Annotated in this window: 16 protein-coding genes and 1 pseudogene; 6 read left to right on the forward strand and 11 right to left on the reverse strand. The window is 64.3% G+C overall.

The genetic code is table 11. The features are described 5' to 3' along the window. Positions 1-7 precede the first annotated feature (7 nt). The 4 genes from HAP54_RS29605 to HAP54_RS29620 all read right to left on the reverse strand — a co-directional run bounded on the left by HAP54_RS29605 (position 8) and on the right by HAP54_RS29620 (position 4217). On the reverse strand, positions 8-1639 hold the full coding sequence (locus HAP54_RS29605) for a GMC family oxidoreductase (RefSeq protein WP_166293595.1): 1632 nt from the start codon (positions 1637-1639) through the stop codon (positions 8-10). A 99-nt stretch (positions 1640-1738) separates the two neighbouring features. Next, positions 1739-3046, reverse strand: coding sequence for an MFS transporter (locus HAP54_RS29610; protein ID WP_166293597.1), 1308 nt, complete (start codon positions 3044-3046; stop codon positions 1739-1741). A gap of 227 nt (positions 3047-3273) precedes the next feature. Next, positions 3274-3714, reverse strand: a complete 441-nt coding sequence (locus HAP54_RS29615; RefSeq protein ID WP_166293599.1) for a MaoC family dehydratase — start codon at positions 3712-3714, stop codon at positions 3274-3276. 11 nt (positions 3715-3725) lie between these two features. After that, positions 3726-4217, reverse strand: coding sequence for a MaoC family dehydratase (locus HAP54_RS29620; RefSeq protein ID WP_166293601.1), 492 nt, complete (start codon positions 4215-4217; stop codon positions 3726-3728). A gap of 227 nt (positions 4218-4444) precedes the next feature. Here HAP54_RS29620 and HAP54_RS29625 point away from each other — a divergent pair, with 227 nt between their 5' ends. Both HAP54_RS29625 and HAP54_RS29630 read left to right on the forward strand, forming a co-directional pair. Further along, positions 4445-5215, forward strand: coding sequence for an IclR family transcriptional regulator domain-containing protein (locus HAP54_RS29625; protein WP_166293602.1), 771 nt, complete (start codon positions 4445-4447; stop codon positions 5213-5215). Between the two features lie 155 nt (positions 5216-5370). Beyond that, entirely contained in the window at positions 5371-5994 is a 624-nt protein-coding gene (locus HAP54_RS29630) for a pyridoxamine 5'-phosphate oxidase family protein (RefSeq protein ID WP_166293604.1), read from the forward strand. Between the two features lie 15 nt (positions 5995-6009). On the opposite strand, the gene HAP54_RS29635 is transcribed toward HAP54_RS29630, so the two are convergent. Then, positions 6010-6435: a hypothetical protein gene (locus HAP54_RS29635; protein WP_166203720.1), complete on the reverse strand. Its 426-nt coding sequence runs from the start codon at positions 6433-6435 to the stop codon at positions 6010-6012. Positions 6436-6699: 264 nt separating this feature from the next. Here HAP54_RS29635 and HAP54_RS29640 point away from each other — a divergent pair, with 264 nt between their 5' ends. After that, complete coding sequence (locus HAP54_RS29640) at positions 6700-7872, forward strand: M20 aminoacylase family protein (protein WP_166293606.1); 1173 nt, start codon at positions 6700-6702, stop codon at positions 7870-7872. 147 nt (positions 7873-8019) lie between these two features. Here HAP54_RS29640 and HAP54_RS29645 read toward each other — a convergent pair whose 3' ends face one another. From HAP54_RS29645 to HAP54_RS29655, 3 genes are read right to left on the reverse strand one after another with little or no spacing between them, the layout of a single operon-like run. Then, complete coding sequence (locus tag HAP54_RS29645) at positions 8020-8709, reverse strand: L-2-amino-thiazoline-4-carboxylic acid hydrolase (RefSeq protein WP_166293607.1); 690 nt, start codon at positions 8707-8709, stop codon at positions 8020-8022. Between the two features lie 42 nt (positions 8710-8751). Beyond that, positions 8752-9138 carry a RidA family protein gene (locus tag HAP54_RS29650; RefSeq protein WP_166293609.1) on the reverse strand — a complete coding sequence of 129 codons (387 nt, stop codon included), beginning with the start codon at positions 9136-9138 and terminating at the stop codon, positions 8752-8754. 1 nt (position 9139) lies between these two features. Beyond that, positions 9140-10243 (reverse strand): VOC family protein, encoded by a 1104-nt coding sequence (locus HAP54_RS29655; RefSeq protein WP_248114433.1) that lies wholly within the window; start codon positions 10241-10243, stop codon positions 9140-9142. A 234-nt stretch (positions 10244-10477) separates the two neighbouring features. Between HAP54_RS29655 and HAP54_RS29660 the strand changes: the two genes are divergently transcribed. After that, positions 10478-11107: a LysR family transcriptional regulator gene (locus HAP54_RS29660; RefSeq protein WP_166293613.1), complete on the forward strand. Its 630-nt coding sequence runs from the start codon at positions 10478-10480 to the stop codon at positions 11105-11107. Here HAP54_RS29660 and HAP54_RS29665 read toward each other — a convergent pair. Together HAP54_RS29665 and HAP54_RS29670 are read right to left on the reverse strand one after the other, a co-directional pair. After that, the gene (locus HAP54_RS29665) at positions 11094-11855 is read right to left on the reverse strand and encodes a cytochrome P450 (RefSeq protein WP_224741741.1); all 762 of its coding nucleotides are present in this window, start codon (positions 11853-11855) and stop codon (positions 11094-11096) included. The genes HAP54_RS29660 and HAP54_RS29665 overlap by 14 nt on opposite strands. 27 nt (positions 11856-11882) lie before the next feature. Then, positions 11883-12338, reverse strand: coding sequence for a hypothetical protein (locus HAP54_RS29670; protein ID WP_224741740.1), 456 nt, complete (start codon positions 12336-12338; stop codon positions 11883-11885). A 138-nt stretch (positions 12339-12476) separates the two neighbouring features. Between HAP54_RS29670 and HAP54_RS29675 the strand changes: the two genes are divergently transcribed. After that, positions 12477-12782, forward strand: a complete 306-nt coding sequence (locus tag HAP54_RS29675; protein WP_224741739.1) for a helix-turn-helix domain-containing protein — start codon at positions 12477-12479, stop codon at positions 12780-12782. Next, positions 12779-13384: a LysR substrate-binding domain-containing protein gene (locus HAP54_RS29680; RefSeq protein WP_224741738.1), complete on the forward strand. Its 606-nt coding sequence runs from the start codon at positions 12779-12781 to the stop codon at positions 13382-13384. The genes HAP54_RS29675 and HAP54_RS29680 overlap by 4 nt, the downstream gene beginning before the upstream one ends. 122 nt (positions 13385-13506) lie before the next feature. On the opposite strand, the pseudogene HAP54_RS29685 reads toward HAP54_RS29680, so the two are convergent. Further along, a pseudogene (locus tag HAP54_RS29685) lies at positions 13507-15119 on the reverse strand (inorganic phosphate transporter). Positions 15120-15148: the final 29 nt, after the last annotated feature.

A 15148-nucleotide genomic window follows, 5' to 3' on the forward strand; every position in this document is an offset into this window, starting at 1 on the left:
CGTCGCTCTATCGCGTGTCCTGCAAAATCATCGCCGCGGCCTTCTCGGCGATCATCGCGGTCGGCGTGTTGGTGTTGCCCGAGGTGATGGTCGGCATCACGGAAGCATCCGCGATGCGCAGGCCGTGCAGCCCGTAGAAGCGCAGCCGCTCGTCGACGACAGCCATCGGATCGTTGGCCATTCCCATCTTCGCGGTGCCGACGGGGTGGAAGATCGTGGTGCCGATGTCGCCGGCGGCCTTGGCGAGCGAGGCATCGTCGTCGCCGACCGCGGGGCCGGGCAGGAATTCCTCGGGGTGATATTTCGCAAGCGCCGCCTGCTTCATCAATTTGCGCGTGGTGCGGATCGCATCGGCTGCGACCTGGCGGTCGTCTTCGGTCGACAGATAGTTCGGCGCGATCGACGGCTTGTCGTCGGGCGCGGTCGATTTGATCCGCACGGTGCCGCGCGAGGTCGGCTGCAGATTGCAGGCGCTCACCGTGATCGCCGGGAAGCGGTGCAAGGGATCGCCGAACTTGTCGAGCGACAGCGGCTGCACGTGGAACTGGATGTTGGCGCGCGAGCGCGTCGCGTCCGAGCGGGTGAAGATGCCGAGCTGCGACGGCGCCATGGTCAAGGGACCGCGGCGGCGGAATGCGTAGTCGAGGCCCATCAGGCCGCGGCGGACCAGGTTGTAATAGGTCTCGTTCAGCGTCCGCACGCCCGATACCTTGTAGATCGCGCGCTGCTGCAGATGGTCCTGCAGATTGCGGCCGATGCCCTGCACATCGGCGACGATGTCGACGCCGAGCGGCGACAGCCATTCGGCCGGGCCGATGCCGGAGCGCTGCAGCACCTGCGTGGTGCCGATCGAGCCGGCGCAGAGAATCACTTCGCCCTTGGCGCGCGCTTCCACGACCTCACTGCCTTGCTCGTTGCCTTGGCGGAACAGCACGCCGGCGGCGCGGCCGCTCTCGATGATCAGGCGGTCGACCAGCACGTTGGTCTCGAGCCGCAGATTGCTGCGGTTCAGCACCGGCTTGAGGAAGCCGCGCGCCGACGACCAGCGCCGGCCGCGCTTCTGGTTGACGTGGAAATAGCTGGTGCCCTCATTGTCGCCGGTGTTGAAATCGGGAATGCGCTTGATCCCCATCTCTTCCGCGGCATCGCCGACCGCGTCGAGGATCTGCCATGACAGGCGCGGCGCCTCGATGCGCCAGCCGCCGCCGACACCGTGATGCTCGCTCTCACCGAGAAAATGATCCTCGAGCCGCTTGAACGCCGGCAGCACGTCGCTGTAGCTCCAGCCGGTGAGGCCTAGCTGCCGCCAGTGATCGTAATCCGCGGCCTGGCCGCGCATCGAGATCATGGCGTTGATCGCCGAGGACCCGCCGATCACCTTGCCGCGCGGATAGGCGAGTGCGCGCCCGTTGAGGCCGGGCTCTGCCTCGGTCTTGAACATCCAGTCCGAGCGCGGATTGCCGATCGCAAAGAGATAGCCGACCGGGATGTGAAACCAGATCCAGTTGTCCTTGCCGCCGGCTTCCAGCAGCAGCACGCGCTTCTTCGGATCGGCCGACAGGCGGTTGGCCATGATGCAGCCCGCCGTGCCTGCGCCGACGATAATGTAGTCGTAATCACCCTCGAGCCTTCGCGGCATGTCCTCGTTCCCGGCAAGCGTCTTTTGTTGAGCCCCTATTAGTCAGACGTAGCCGGTCGAGACAAGCCCGGCGGAGGACGCCGGGCGTGCGCTGGGTGATCAGGGACGGCTGGGTTCGGCGAGTGTGACCTCGGGTTTCGGCCGCGGGACACAGAGAATCAGGGTCAGCATGCCGATCGCGAGCAGCGCACCGACGACGGCTAGCGGTGCGTAGATGCTCCCGGTTGCGACATTCATCCATCCGATCAGGGCAGGGCACACCGCGCCGCCGAACGAGCCTATCGCGCTGATCAGCGCGATACCGCCGGCCGCGGCGCTGCCTTCCAGCATCGCGTTCGGGATGGTCCAGAACAGCGAGAGGATCGCGAAGATGCCGATCGATGCGATCGCGAGCAGCGTCACGGTCAGGAGGATGCTGCCCTGCGCCGCCTGCAAGGCGATGAAGCACGCCGCTGCGACAAGACCGCAGCACACCACATGCCAGCGCCGCTCCCTGGTGCGATCGGAACTGGTGCCGATCGCGACCATGCCGATCGCCGACGCCACCGAGATCACTCCGCTCAGCCAGCCGATCTCGGTGGTGGTCGCGACGCCGACGCGTTTCAGCAGCGTCGGCGTCCACAACAGGATGGTGTTGAGCGAGCAGAAGAACGCGAAATAGATGAAGGACAGCAAATAGACGCGCGGCTCGCGCAGCGCCGCCGCGAAGCTCCGCGTGGTGCCGGGCGTGGCGGCGCGGTCGCGGGCGAGATCGCTTGCGACCTGCCGCCGCTCGTCAGTGCTGAGCCAGCTCGCGGCCTGCGGCCCGTCGGCGAGATAAAGATAGGCGGCGATACCGAGCAGCACGGCGGGAACACCTTCGAGGATGAACAGCCACTGCCAGCCATGCAGGCCATGGACGCCCTGCATGCGATCCATGATTCGGCCCGACAGCGGTCCGGCGATCACGCCGCCGAGCGGCACCGCCATCACGAACAGGCTGGTCATGCGGCCGCGCACGCGGTCCGGAAACCACAGCGTCAGATAATACAGGATACCGGGAAAGAATCCGCCTTCGGCGGCGCCGAGCAGGAAGCGCAGCAAATAGAGATGATACTGGTTCTGCACCAGCGCGAGCAGCACGGTGACGGCGCCCCACAGCACCATGATCCGCAGCAGCGTCTTGCGGACGTCGATCTTGACCAGCAGCAGATTGCTCGGCACTTCGAGCGCGACATAGCCGACCGAGAAGATGCCGGCGGCAAGCCCGAACACCGCGTCGTCGATGTTCAGGTCGTGCAGGAATTGCAGCTTGGCGAAGCCGATGTTGAAGCGATCGATGATCGCCACCGTGTAGCATGCCAGCAGGAACGGGATCAGGCGCCAGGCGATCCGTCGATAGAGCCGCGATTGGGCCGCATCCTGCATCGAAATCTCCTCAGTGATTATTTTGATTGTTTGTTGGCGCGGCGACGGCGGTGCGCTCCCTCGCCCCGGTCTTACGGGCAGAGGGTTGGGGTGAGGGGCTGTCTCCGCATACTCGGAGAACGCCCGCGGAGGCTCCCCCTCACCCGGAATGCATCTGGCGATGCGTTCCGGCCTCTCCCCGCAGGCGGGGCGAGGCGGAGCGCGCTGCTCGACCTGAGCGCAGTTCGCTAGTTCGCCGGAAACTCCACCATCGCTTCGCCGGCCGCGACCGTCTCGCCGCGCTGGTTCTGCACGACGACGTCGACCAGCACCCAGCGCGATCTGGCTGATATCTGCTTGGCCTTGATGGTGCCTGCGGGGCGGATGGTGTCGCCGGGCTTCACCGGCTTCAGCCAGCGCGTCTCGAGCCTGCGATGGATCGCGCCCGCGGGAAGAGCCCAGTCGGTCAGCATGCGCGAGATCAGGCCGAAATTGTTCATGCCATGCATGATGATGCCGCCGAAATTGGTCTTGCCGAAATCGCCCTTCATGTAGTTGTCGTCGAAATGCAGCGGGTTGTGGTCGAGCGATGCATCGCAGAACAGGCGGATCGATTCGCGCGAGACCGCGAATGCGGGGCCGTCGATGCTGTCGCCGGCCTTGAGAGTATCGAAATTCGCTGTGGTCATCGTGATCCCCCTCAGATCGGACGGATGGTCTGGCCGCGACCCGAGCAGATCACGTCGCCATGCTGGTTGAAGAAGACGTTGTCGTGCACCACGAACAGCCGCTCGCGCTTGATGAATTTGTCGAGCGCGCGGGCCTGCAAGGTGATGGTGTCGCCGGGGCGGGCAGGGACGTTGTAGCTCCAGGACTGCCCGGCATTGACGGTGCCCGGCGAGCGCATCCAGTCGTCGGCCGGTGTGCAGGCGAACATCAAGAGGATGTGGATCGCGGGCGGCGCGATCAGCCCGCCATAAGGGCCGGCCTTGGCGGCGGCTTCGTCCAGATACAGCGGATTGGTCTCGCCGACCGCGCGGCAGTACAGCGCGATTGCTTCTAGCGTCAGCGTGTAGGGTAGCGTCTTGCGCGGTTCGCCGGGGACGATCTCGTCCCAGACCTTACGCAGCTTCGCGTCCTTCCAGAAATCGGTTTCGAACGGGGTGGTCGCAGAACTTTCCGCTTGCGCCATCGGGCATCCTCCTGCTATTCAGTTCGCCAGGCGAACAATTTATTCGCTGCATGAACTGACGCTAGCGCGGTCGGGAGCGCCTGACAAGCGCGCAGCGCCGCGTCATGTGCAGGCAGCCATGCGGGCTGCGATGTCATGAGCAATACCAACGCCCGAGCATGACCCGGAAAAGTGCGAAGCGGTTTTCCGAAAAGGATCATGCTCAATCGAAAAGCCAGAGCGACGGGATGAGCAAAGAGAGTGACGGCTTCGTGCGCGCGATCGCGCGCGGCTTCTCGATCATCGAGGCGCTCGGCAAGCCGCCGGGCCGGCACACGCTGGCGGAAGCCGCCGACACCGCCGGCCTCAACCGCGCCACCGCGCGCCGCATCCTCGCGACACTGGTGGCGCTGAAATACTGCGCCTCCGACGGACGCTATTTCAGCTTGCGGCCGCGCGCGCTCGGGCTCGGCCTGTCCTATCTCAACACGCTGCCATACTGGGCGCATGCTCAGCGCGCGCTGGAAAATCTGCGCAACGAGATCGGAGAATCCTGCGCGATGGCGGTGCTCGACGAGGACGAGATCGTCTATGCGCTGCGCCTGCCGGCGCGGCGGATCCTGTCGGCCAATCTCGGCGTCGGCAGCCGGCTGCCCGCGCATCTGGTGTCGCTCGGCCGCGTCATGCTCGCGGCGCTGCCGCCTGTTACCCGCGGGGCCTATCTCTCAGGCAGCGCCTTCAAGCAGGTGACGCCGCGCACGGTCACCGATCCGGAGCGTCTCGGCGAGTTGCTCGCGCGGGTCGAGAGCGAGGGTTATGCCTGGGTCGATGGCGAGCTTGATCCCGCGATCTGCGGCATCGCGGTGCCGCTGCGCGATCCGGCAGGCTCCGTGGTCGCGGCTCTCAGCGTCAACACGATCTCGGGGACCGTGAGCGAAGCCGGCGCGCGCAAGAAATTCCTGCTGCCGCTGCGGCGCACCGCGCAGGAGATCCGCAGCCAGATGCTGACCTCGGGCTAGGGCGCGGCCGTCATCGACGCCTTTTCAGCCGTTTCGGACCTGGATGGCTTTTCACGCCCGTGCCGAATGAATAGGCTTTCTCTTTGTTGGCCGGCTGAATTGCCAGGAAAAATTCCGGCCGCGTCAAACGTTGCTCAACTTGCTGGAGGATTCCCGTGGCAGACCCGGTCCGCGCCCCTTTCTACCACGACGGAATGCGTGAGTTGCAGGACCGCTTCGACGGTCGTCGTGTCGCCGACGGCCTCGAGAAGCATCGCCTCCACTTCGAATTCTGGGAACAGGACCGCAAGCTCATCGAAGAGTCGCGGTTCTTTTTCATTGCGACGAGCTATCAGGACAACGTCGATTGTTCGATGCGTTCCGGCGATCCCGGCTTCGTGAAGATCACTGGGCCCGACACGCTTGAATTCCCTGAGTACGACGGCAACAACATGTACCGCACGCTCGGCAATATCCACCGCAACCCGAACATCGGCTTGCTGTTTGTACGCCTCGACGGCAAGACGTTTCGTACGCGCATCCGAGGCAAGGCAACGATCCACGACAGCGCTGAAGCGCTTGCCGGGCATCATGGCGCGAAGGTTGTCGTGCGCGTCACATGCGAAATCTTTCCAAATTGCCCGCGCTACGTTCCGGACCTGATGGGTGCTTCAGCTGATGTGCCGGCGAATCTGTTCGTTCCTCGGCCAGGCTACGAGCCGCCCGCACCGGAATGGAAAAGCCGGGATTACCTCAAAGAGGTCCTTTCGAAATACGATCCGCACCGGAAACGTGAATAGGGAAGCAACCTGCGATCAGGGCAGCGGCGCCATGTAGGGAATGCTGGCGACCAGCGCGAACACCTGAACCGCGTTGCACAGCATGCCGCCCCAATGCAACCGGCGCAGCCGCCGCACCGCGGTGGGATCACCTGAGTCTCGCGCGTTCGCCTCGGCATCGAGCCGCTGCAGAAACCAGCGGCGCGCCAGCACCGCAAATCCCGCGATCAAGGCGATGCCAAGCGCGACGGCTGGCCGGCCAGCCGCGGCAAAGGCCAGTGTTCCGATCACACCGGAGACCGTGAGCACGAGGAAGTAGGCATTGAACATGCCGCGCAGCAGGCGGGTCACCGGTGGGACGTCGAGCTTCACAAGCAGGAACGCCGGCGCCGCCAGCAGGAAATAGCCCATCGGCACCAGCAGGATGATGGTGGAGAACAAGACCGCCTGATCCGGCGTCATGCAGCCGCCCCTTTTTTGAAGGCCTGAGGATTCTCGGTGCGGAAACCTGAGGTAGTATCCGCGCGGGATATCTCCGGCACTATTAGGCTTTGGACGGATGCGATCGTATCAGGCCTGACGTCGGTGCAAAGTGCCGCGAGAAGCATTCTGCCTCCCGTTTGCGAATGCAGGCCCCAGCCGCAGGCATGCCACATCTGTTGGGTGGACCGGCTCTTGCATGCTAAACAGGCACAAGTCGTCCAACCCTCTGAGGCCAGAATTCTCATGCCCATCGTCAACCGCGTCGCCGATCTGCAACCCGATATCCAGGCTTGGCGCCGCAACATCCATGAAAACCCCGAGCTGCTCTATGATGTGCATCGCACCGCATCATTCGTGGCCGATCGTCTCAGGGAGTTCGGCTGCGACGAGGTCGCCACCGGCCTCGGCAAGACCGGCGTGGTCGGGGTCATCAAGGGCAAGAAGGGGCCGGCCAAGGGCGACGTCAAGGTGATAGGCTTGCGTGCCGACATGGACGCGCTGCCGATCCATGAACAGACCAACCTGCCTTACGCCTCGAAGACGCCTGGCAAGATGCACGCCTGCGGCCATGACGGTCACACCGCGATGCTGCTCGGAGCGGCGCGCTATCTGGCCGAGACGCGCAATTTCGCCGGCGATGCGGTCGTGATCTTCCAGCCGGCCGAGGAGGGCGGGGCCGGCGCCGCCGCGATGATCAAGGACGGCCTGATGGATCGCTTCGGGGTCGAGCAGGTCTACGGCATGCACAATGGCCCGGGGATTCCGATCGGCTCGTTCGCGATCCGCTCCGGCCCGATCATGGCCGCAACCAACGCGATCGACATCAAGATCGAGGGCCTTGGCGGGCATGCCGCCCGGCCGCACAAATGCATCGATACTGTGCTGGTCGGTGCGCAGCTGATCACGGCGCTGCAGCAGATCGTCTCGCGCACCGTCGATCCGCTGGACTCCGCTGTGATCTCGATCTGCGAATTCCACGCCGGCAACGCCCACAATGTGATCCCGCAGACTGCGGAATTGCGCGGCATCGTGCGCACGCTGACCAATGAGGTTCGCCAGCTCGTCGAGAAGCGCGTGCGCGAAGTCGTGGATGGCGTCGCCAAGATGACCGGCGCCAGGATTGAGCTCAACTATGAGCACGGCTATCCCGTCACCGTCAATCATGGGCCGCAGACCGAATTTGCGACCCGCGTTGCGCGCGAGGTCGCGGGCGAGGCCAATGTGCACGAGATGCCGCCGTTGATGGGCGCCGAGGATTTTTCCTATATGCTGGAAGCGCGGCCTGGCGCCTTCATCTTCTGCGGCAACGGCGACAGCGCCGGCCTGCATCACCCCGCCTACAATTTCAACGACGAGGCGATCGTCTACGGCACCTCGTATTTCGTGAAGATCGTGGAGAACGCGCTGGCGGCGTGATGTCGCCGTCCGCGTCACCTTGGTTCAACGAACGCCTCATGGCCGGGCGAAAGCGCGAAGCGCGTCTTCGCGCCGGATGTCCCGGCCATCCACGGGTTTCCTTACTCGAACCGAAGAGGTGGATGCGAAGCGCACACGTGTGCGGTCCTAGTCCGTCGGGAGCCGCGAGAATCGGAAATTGCAGTGGCTCGCGCCGCCAGCCAGCGTTTGGGTCCTTTGCAGGTGGATGCCTCGGGTTGCATAGGCGTCGAAATCGAGCCCGCAAATGTTCGGCAAGATATCTTTATCGCCATGGCGAGCCGCGAATTTGCAAAAGCCACAAGCCTTGTAGTCGATGCCGAATTCAAAGCTGTCATCGGGACCCGGCTCGACGAAATCGTAGACGAAATCTTCCGGAAATTCTTTCTGATGGCTTTTTGTCGCGCTTCGTGTCGCCTGCTCACGCAGCAAAGCCTGATTCTCCGATGACATGAACTGACGCCCCGAGGCGAGACGTTCCGCTTCAGGCACCGTGAGCAGTTGCGCCTTGTAGGTTTCTCGCTCGATTTCGCCGATCACCGAGAGCGACACGCCGTGCCGCCGGAGTACGCGGCTGATAGCCATAAATCCGATCAGACGCATGAAGAAATCGCTCATGCGACTAGCCGCGCCTCCGACATAGGGCATTTGGGTGAGCACGATTTCGAATTCGTCCATCACCTCCTGCCTGATCCCGGCAATATCGGACAGATGCGCGCACTCGCGCAACATCGCTTCCGCAAGGTCGAGGCGATGGCACATTGCGGCCTCCATGGCACCGCGATGCGACTCGTAAAAGGGATGGATAATCTCAGCCATTGGACATCCTCTCTCATCAAACCCCGGCGCGGCATCCACGCTTCACTCGGCAGCGATCGCCTCGATCTCCAGCAACCATTTGCTGTCGACGGTTTCGGCAATCATGACCGTCGATGCAGGTTCGTTTCCTTCGAGCATCTTGCGGCGAATGGCGCGGTTGGGGACCAGCTGGCTCTTGTCAGTCAGGAACGTGTTGATCTTGACCAAATGCTCGACGCCGAGGCCGGCGGAGGTGAGCACTTCGATGACATTGCGCCAGGACTGCTCGCATTGCGCCTCGAACCCTTCGGGCACGCTGCCGTCGGAATTCTCCGGCACCTGGCCGCTGATGAACAGCAGCCGGCGGTGCTGGCCAACTTCCAGCCCCATGCTGTAACCGCTGGAGGGAGCGTGGACGGCAGCGGGATTGTGACGGACGAGATGAGCCATGTCAGATTTCCTCATGTTCGACGAATTCCAGAGCCAGGCCATGCGACGCGGCGGGTGCAATCAGTAACGCATTGTCGATCAGCTGGAACGCGACGCCGTTATTCTTCAAGAGCCGCCTGGTCGCATCCAGATCGGTGACCGCCAGGCGCGCCGCGCAAAATCGTGGCGAGCCATCGGCGGCGACACCTGGTAGCCGGCGCGCGAGCTCGGACGGACCGAGCACGGCGATCCGATCGCCCCTCTCGCCGACCGTCAGTTGTCCGGGCGCGTGCTCGGCCGCACTCTCCGTCAGGCGTTCGAGGAACGCGCGATGTTGCTCAGGCTCCGGCGCCGACATGACGACCTCGATCACGCGCAAGGCGCCGTTGGGGTGGTGCTGGTATTCCGCCTTCCAGAACAGTTCGGGCGGATGGCGTTGCTGGCAGGTGAAGAAGGCTATCCCGGGCATCGCGGCATCGGTGGCAAACGCCAGTGAGAATGCGACACGGGCAGTGCCGCCGCCCGGCAGCACCGCATCACGGCCGAAATCGAATGGTGCATAAGCGCCGATGCGCATCGCGCGGAAGCGTGCTGCGTCGGCGTGTGCGTCGGTGCTGTGCAAGGCCAGCATCGACATCCCTTCAGCAGTCTTGAGAAAATCCTGCTGATGTGCGGCAAAGTTGAAGTGGCCGCCCTCGGCCGGCGGTATCGCTGCGACATTGGTGACGGCCAGCAATTCCAGAAAATTGTTGCCGAACATCGCCAGGCGGTTGCTGGTTCCGAAGGGATGGACACCGGTTGGCGTCAGGCTGAAGCCGAGGCGCGGACCCGATTGAGACCCGCCCCGGCTTCGCCGCCTTGCTGGACCGGATCGAGGGCAATGGCGTCCGGACCGTCCCGGCTTGATCTGAATGATCTCGGCGAATGCGCCGCGCCTCAAGCGCTCGACCACCGCAGTGTCGCCGACGAACAGGAAATGGGCGTGGAGCTTCGGCCGTGTCTCGAAACACCAAGCGCTGTAAGCATAGAAGTCGCGCTCGCGCTGAAGGCGATTAATTCCAAGGCAACATGGCCCTCGACCAGTGCTGTTGTTCAGCACACTACGGGCTGAACCGATGGCAGCCAAAAGAAGCTGGGAAGGGAAGCAGGAGCTATGCGGGAAAGCCAGTCCAGCGCGGCCTGCGCCAAATCGCGGACACAGATAACCAGATGATCGAGGCGGTGAGGCATGGGATCTCCGCAAATGCTGCGACCCAACCGTAGCTGCGGCCACCAAGCCGGCGCAAACCATGTTTCCTTCGGTCCAACACAAGAAAATCTATTGCAAGGCCACGGCGCATCAGTGTCAAACTGCAGCGCGATGACCTACGCCCTTCCTCCGCTCAACGCGCTCCGCGCATTCGAAGCTGCCGCGCGGCATCTCAGCTTCAAGCTGGCCGCGCACGAGCTGCACGTGACGCCTGCCGCCGTGGGGCAGCAGGTGAAAGCGCTGGAGGCGCGCCTCGGCGTGCGCCTGTTCGAGCGGCTGCATAAGCAGCTCATCCTGACGGCGGCCGGCCAGGCTTACCTGCCCGGGATATCCGATGGTTTCCGTCGCATCGCGGAAGCGACCTCGCAATTGAAACCGGCAGGTGCGGTGCTGCTGCAGTTGGGGGTCCATGGCAGCTTCGACCTGCGTCGCCTCGCGTTGGCGGAGTTTCGCAGCGCGCATGCGGACATCGGTTTGCGGGTGCTGCAGCCCGCCGGCTTGCACGAGTTGGTCGAGGGCAAGGTCGACCTGCTGATAGCCCCCGGTCTTGGTCACCATCCGGGCTATCGCTGCGACCGGGTCAATGAGGGATCCGGTTTGGGTGATTGGCTGATTGCGCCCGAAGGCACAGCGGACTGTCCCGAGGTCATCAGCTTCCGCCAATGGCTGCGCACCGTGGCGGCCGAGAAGGCGCTCGCAAACCACCGCCGCCCTCGTCTGGTCGGCATCATCGGGAGTTGAGGCGACCGCAAGAGCGCGGTCGCAGCGCTACGCTGGCGCAGACGCGTTCGTCACGAATCCCACTGCACCGGCAACGACACCGGACCGCGGAACACCCAGCCGCGGATAACAGGCGGTGCCTCCTCGCGGAGGCGCAGGTTGCGCAGGCGGTCGAACAGCATTGGCGCCACGATCTTGCCGACGGTAAGCCGCGACACCGGGTGCCGGCGCAGAAATGCGGTCCGGCACCGAACGCCAGATGCGATTGCTTTGGCCGCATCATGTCGAAACGGTCGGGATCGGCGAAGCGGCTGCCGTCGCGGTTCGCGGCGCCGACGCAGAGGCCGATCTGAAGGCCTTCGGGCAGCGTGATGCCGGAGAGATCGACGCTGCGGGTCACCCGGCGCGGATACATGCCGATCGGCGAGATCCAGCGCACCGCCTCCTCGAGCGCGGCCGGCCATAGCTCCGGCTTCGCCAGCACGCTGTCCTTCTGCACGGGATTTTCCAGCAGGCCGAGCACGAGGGTCAGGATCGCGTCGCGCGGCTCGTTCAGTCCGCCGCCGATGATCACCTTGATGTTGGCGCGGATGGCCTCGATCGGCATCGGCGGATCGGCATTGACCATCGAGGACAGGATCGACGGATTTGGATTGCTGCGGTGAAGTTCGAGCACCGCGCCGATCGCGGTATCGACATCGGCGCTCGCCTGCATCGCCTTGCGCTCGATCTCGGCATCGGCGGCATAATTGCCCGCGCCGTCGATCAAGGCCTGCGAACACTCGGCCAGGATCTGTCATGGCATCTCGCGAAAGCCGATCATCGCCATCAGGCTGAGTGAGGCCACCGGCGCCGCCAGCGCGGCGAACAGATCGGCCTCATCGGTCACGGTCAGTTCATCGATCAGCGTCTCCGCGATCGCGGTGAATTTCGGCGCCCAATACTCCTTGATCGTGGCCGGGCGGAACGAGGGCTCGATCGCCTTGCGGCCGATCGCGTGCTCGGTGCCGTCCTTGCGCATGAACGTCGGCCCCATCACTCTGTTGACCAGCGAGGTTGGATTGTCGGCCGAGTAGGTCGCGGGATCGCGCTCGATTCGCGTGATGTCGTCGAAGCGCGTCACCAGCGTCAGGCGGGCGGATTCGACGAAAACCGCCGGCGCCATCTCGCGCAGGCGGCGGAAGACCGGGTAGGGGTCGTCGAGCAGGTCCTGATACGCGATGTCGGTGACGACTGGCACCGTGCTGGTCATGGATCCTCCCGGGAGCGTCTTTTCGCCAAAGCTAGCGCCGGGGGCGCAATCGCTCAATTCGATGGGATCGATCAGGCCAATCGAAATCCTGCATGACCTCGTGCTAGGCTGGGCCGCCAGCAATGCGGGAGGTGCAGCGTGGCGGTCAATTCCTCAATCGATCCGATCGACATCGGGACCTTGCGGACACTGGTGCTGGTGTATGACCTGCAGTCGTTCTCGGCGGCAGCCAAGCGGCTCGACGTCAACCAGTCCACGATCAGCTACGCGATCGAGCGGCTGCGCTGCGCGCTCCATGACCCGCTGTTCGTCCGCAACGGCAACGGCGTGACCGCCACGGAGCGCTGTGCGGCACTGGTCGGCTGGGCGCGGGACATGATCGGCGAGATCGACGGGCTCGCCGCACCGGCGGAATTCGATCCGGCGACGCCGAGAGCAGCGTGACGATCTCCTGCAACTACCACGAACGCCAAACCTTGATCCCGCAATTCACTGCGCGGCTGCTGGCCGGCGCGCCGCTCGTTCGTCTTGTCCTGCTCGACGCCGCCGGCCACGGCGACGTCCATCTCAAGCAGAACCAATGCGACATCGTGCTCGGCCCGGTCAGGATCGTCGGCGACAGCTTCTTTAGGCGCCACATCCTCACCGATCACTATGTCTGCGTGATGGATCCGGCCCATCCGCTGGCGCGCGGCCGGATCGCGCTATCGGCCTATGCGAAGGCCGAGCATGTCTTCATCACTCACAGCGGCGAGTGGCAGCCGCTTTATCTCGAGGCGCTGAGGGCGAAGCAGATCGAGATCGAGCCGGTGGTCAGCCTTCCGAACCATGACAGTCTGGAGCGCATCATCGCCGGCACAAGGCTGGTCGCGACCATCCCGCATCATCTGGCGCGGGCGATGCGCGGCGGCCTGCATGTCGGTGCGCTGCCGTTCCGCGTGCCGGTCTCGATCGACATGTACTGGAGCGCAAGGACGGCCAAATCCGGCCTGCACAAATGGGCGCGCGGCCTGCTCGCCGAGGAAGCCCGGGCTTATGCTGCCTGAGCCGCAGTCTTTGAAGACGGCCGTCGCGAAACGTCCTCCATCACGCAGCAAGGCCCGCGCTGGCGGCGCGGGCCTTGCGTGTTTCTTGCGTGTCTTGCGAGAGCCGCCGCGGCTCTCGCGGGTCAGAACACCCGCGAGAAGATCACGTAGAGGCAGCCCGACAGCAGGATCGCGGCGGGGAGCGTCAGCACCCAGGCCATCACCATGTTTCTGATGGTGGCGACCTGGAGGCCGGAGCCGTTGGCCGCCATCGCGCCGGCGACGCCTGACGACAGCACGTGTGTGGTCGAGACCGGCAGGCCGAACATGTCGGCGGCGCCGATGGTGGCGGCGGTAACGAGTTCGGCCGATGCACCCTGTGCGTAGGTGAGATGGGTCTTGCCGATCTTCTCACCGACCGTGACGACGATGCGCTTCCAGCCGATCATGGTGCCGAGGCCGAGCGCGATCGCGACCGCAACCTTCACCCAGGTTGGGATGAATTTGGTGGCGCTGTCGAGCGAGGCCTTGTAGGCGTTCAGGGTCGCGACCTCTTCCTTGCTGAGGTCGTTTTCCTTGTCCTTCATCAGGAAGCGGATCGCCTCCGAGGTCAGGTACATGTCGTTACGGGTGTTGCCGACGACTTCCGCCGGCACCTTGTTCAGCGAACCGTACTTCTGCACCTGGTCGCCGACGTCCTTCACCAGCACCGACAGTCGCTGATGTGGTGCGACGAGACGTATTGGGTCACCGCCGGGCGGGGATCGCCGATGATGCTGTGGCCGGCGCCCTTGGCCGCGACCACCTCGGAGGCGGCCTCCGAGGTCTTCTGGAACTGGGCCACCTGGCTCTCCGGCAGCGCGCGGTTCAGAGCGTAGGCGGTCGGCACGGTACCGATCAGGATCAGCATGATCAGGCCCATGCCCTTCTGGCCGTCGTTCGAGCCGTGGGCGAAGCTGACGCCGGTGCAGGTCAGGATCAGCAGGCCGCGGATCCAGAGCGGGGGCGCCTTGTTGCCTTCCGGCGCGGCGTAGAGCGCCGGGTTCCTGACGATCACCTTCAGCAGCAGCAGCAGCAGGGCGGCGCAGATAAAGCCGACCAGCGGAGACAGCAGAAGCGCGTAGCCGATCTCGGTGGCCTTGCCCCAATCCACGCCCGAGGTGCCGTCACGGCCGCGCAACAGCGCGTTGGCGACGCCGACGCCGATGATCGAGCCGATCAGCGTGTGCGAGGAGGAGGCGGGCAGACCGAAATACCAGGTGCCGAGATTCCACAGGATCGCGGCGATCAACAGCGCGAACACCATGGCAAAGCCGGCGCTGGAGCCAACCTGCAGGATCAATTCCACCGGCAGCAGCGAGACGATGCCGAACGCCACCGCGCCGGTCGAGGTCAAGACGCCGAGGAAGTTGAACAGGCCGGACCACATCACCGCAGCTTCCGCCGGCAGCGAGTGAGTGTAGATCACGGTGGCCACCGCGTTGGCGGTGTCGTGGAAGCCATTCACGAACTCGAAGCCGAGCGCGATCAACAACGCGACCAGCAGCAGCAAGTAGGGCAGGTAGGAGGTGACCCTGGTGCCGGTGGCGTCGACGTCCGAATAGATGCTGTAGGCAACGTACAAAAGTCCCGCGGCAAGGATGCCGAAGAAGATGATCATCGTGAGCGGGTTAAAACCCTTGTCGAGATTGGGCCGCGACGCCGGCTGTATCGGCGCTCCATCGGCCAGCGATGAATTGAGTGTAATGTCGGTCATTCTGACGCCCCTCGTAGTTGGAGGGGCAT

The organism is Bradyrhizobium sp. 2S1 (genome assembly GCF_011516625.5).
In the GTDB taxonomy this organism is placed as follows: domain Bacteria; phylum Pseudomonadota; class Alphaproteobacteria; order Rhizobiales; family Xanthobacteraceae; genus Bradyrhizobium; species Bradyrhizobium septentrionale.